Here is a 3,079-nt window from a genome sequence, read left to right as displayed (position 1 = left end):
TTCAACAAGAAGAAGCTGCTGAACGGCGACGCGGCGGTGCTGTGGAGCAGCGACAGCCTGAACACGAAGGCCATCGTCAACGGCGGCCTGCGGCAGATCGACCAGTTCGGCCAGAAGAAGGCCCTTGAGGGCAACTACAACATCAAGATTCAGGCCGAAGCAGGGCAGGCCGAGATCAAAAAGAGCGACATCTTCAAGATCAAGCACTCGGACGTTTTGATGAACGTCAGCACCAACAAGGCGAATGGCGTGGACTCCGTGAAGACGGACAACCTTCCGGCGGGCACGTATAATATTGATGCCTTTACACCGGCCCCGGCGGGCACCTCGGCAGTGCTGACCGGGCAGTATGGCTTCGACCCCAAGCGGGTGGGGAAACAGGTTTTAGCAGGCACGGCTACGATTACCGATGGCGTTGCACCTGGTACACAAGGGGTATCAGGGTACTATGCAGGTAAGGACCTTGTCTTTAGTATGGGGTCTGATCAGATTACTGTCAATATAGCGACTGCAACCGCTACTGCAGCCGATCTTGCAACGAAACTACAGACTGCGATACAGGGCAAGGCTGGAATCTGGGCTGACGTGACGGTGACGCAGGCGGGTGGTAAGTTCACGATCACCAAACCGGATACCGTTGGTGTCCTTGAGGCTCAAAAGATCCGGGCGGTGAATGCGGATGCTCAAAGTATCTTTGGAACGGAATCCTCTGAGTGGACTGCGCATGCCACAAAAACGCTTACCGTGGATCAGCAGCTGGGAATTGCGGTGAACGCCCCATCGAAAAACGCCAATGTCTTGCTTGAGGTGACGGACGTCAATACCGCGGCCAAGAGCATCACAATGAAGGTGACGGCCAACGCCATAGATGCCAAAGGCGTTACGTCCACAAAGACCGAAGAGGTGACTTTGACCGAGGGGAGCGACATCTCGGTTTTGAATGGACTGTTGGGCAATGATGCGGTCAAGCTCACGCTGAAAGCTAATATGACCGACACGTTCAAGAAGGGCAACAAGCTGGTCTACAACATTGCCAGTGGCACAGGGGCGGATGTAAGCGTAAAGGTCAAGGGAACGGCGAACGACAAGTGGGAACAGTCGTGGGGCAAAATCACGGATGCGGACGTGACTTATGGCCTGAAGGCCGACGATGTCAAGAACAAAGAACTGCACTTCAAGAATTTCTATCTGAACAGCAAGAACGGCAAGGTCTACGAGGGCGATATCGTCCTGAGTACCAACAACAATAAGATAGAAGGCACGGCAGCTGGTAAGCCGCTCGCCAGCTTCGAGGTAGGCTTTGTCGGTCAGGTAGCGAGGAGCGACGTGAAGCTGCGCGATCTGGACAAGTTCTGGGACGCCCAGGGACGCTTTATGCTGAAGGATCCGCAGACCCTCACCATCACTCAGGGCGACGGCAAGCAGGCGAAGATCACGCTCTATGCCAACGATACGCTGGGCGATTTGGCCCAGAAGCTCAACGAGGCAATCGGCACGGGGCTGGGACAGAGCGCGTACGTCGATAACGCTGGCAACTTTGCGGTATTTGTGAATAAGGACGGGGAGTCGGGCTCCGAGTCCGTGGCCGGTACGTTCGTGATTCGCTCCGTGGTCCCGGGCGCTACGGGCAAACTGAGTTTCGCGGGCGACGAGGACTTGGTGAAGGCACTGTCGCTGAACGTGATTCAAAACTCCAAGGAGAGTAACTATTCGGTTGACATCACGGATGCTCATACCGGAAAGGTCGTTGTGAGCGGTGCCAGGACGACGGGCAACAAGCTGATCGGTGCTCTGCACCCAAACATCGACGTAGAGTTCGATGCCATGGCGGGAGTCATCGCAAACTGGGATTACGCTAAGAAGCAGTACGTGTACGATTCCTCGAAGGAATACCACACGGTCCTGCACCTGGCGGACAACACGACGGTGTTCCAGATCGGCGCCAACGAGGGCGAGGACATGGGCGTCAACATCGGCGACATGCGGAGTCGTGCGTTGGGCCTGAATGAGGTGCTGGTGACGGACCGCGAGAGCGCGGCGCGGAGCATCACGGTGATCGACAACGCCATCGACAGGGTGTCGACGCAGCGGGCGAAGCTGGGCGCGTACCAGAACCGCCTGGAGCACACCATCAACAACCTGAACACGGCCACGGAGAACATCACCTCCGCCGAGAGCCGCATCCGCGACACGGACATGGCGAAGGAAATGATGAACTTCACCAAGCTGCAGATCATGCTGCAGGCCGGCACGTCGATGCTGGCGCAGGCCAACCAGCTGCCGCAGAGCGTCCTGACCCTGATCCGGTAGTTTCCCGCATCGCCTGAGGGAAGGGAAGCAGCCTGAGGCGTAAAGCGTCGGGCGCGGGGGGCGGGGGATGTCCCCCTCCCCCCTTTTTGCAAGGACGGCGTGTTCTAAAAAACATTCCCTTGAGAGCGCATCGAGAGCAGACGGAAAGCAGGGTGAGGCCATGCAGGTGAACCTGAGCGCGAAGGCTGTCCTGCCCGCCGCCCCTGAGGCCCTGCCGGCGGCGGGAGGCGGCGTCCCGGAGGGCGTGCGTCCCCCGGAGGCCGCGCAGGCTGCGCCGGAGGCCCTGCGGGAGGACCCCGCGGCGTCCCCGGAGCGCGAGCCGGACCGCGACGCGCAGAAGGACGTGCTGGAGAAGGTGCTGGAGGTGGTGAACCTCCTGGCGCCGGACCGGCACCTGGAATACGAGGTGATCGAGGAGGCGGACATGGTGCAGATCCAGGTCGTCAACAACGAGGACGGCCAGGTGGTGCGCCGGATTCCCGCGGACGAGATCATCGAGATGGTGAAGCAGATCCACAAGGCGCTCAGCGAGCGCCTGGACGTGGTGGCGTAGCGGGCGCTTCGTCCGTTTCGCATTGATTTGCCGATTCAGCCGGAGGGGCGTCCCTCCGGCTGGTTTTTTAGGCCGATTGTATAATAGTGTAAAGGGGTGGGGACATGGAGGATGTAGAGCGGGAACGCGACGGTGAGCTGATCGGTCCGGCGTTGGGGCCTGTGACGGAAGGGCAAATCGAGGCGGAGCTGGAGCAGGGAAGGATATACCGCCTCA

Annotated in this window: 2 protein-coding genes; both read left to right on the top strand. The window is 59.3% G+C overall.

What is annotated here, in order from left to right; all coding sequences use genetic code 11:
- A partial coding sequence (locus ACO41U_RS10190) for a flagellin (protein WP_485943704.1) occupies positions 1–2,310 on the top strand: 2,310 nt, incomplete at its 5' end.
- A 160-nt stretch (positions 2,311–2,470) separates the two neighbouring features.
- Positions 2,471–2,863, top strand: coding sequence for a flagellar protein FlaG (locus tag ACO41U_RS10185; protein ID WP_485943702.1), 393 nt, complete (start codon positions 2,471–2,473; stop codon positions 2,861–2,863).
- The last annotated feature ends 216 nt before the right edge of the window (positions 2,864–3,079 follow it).

Source organism: Fretibacterium sp. (genome assembly GCF_057312375.1).
Note: the sequence above shows the minus strand (reverse complement) of the source record. Positions and strands in the feature narration are given on the sequence as shown.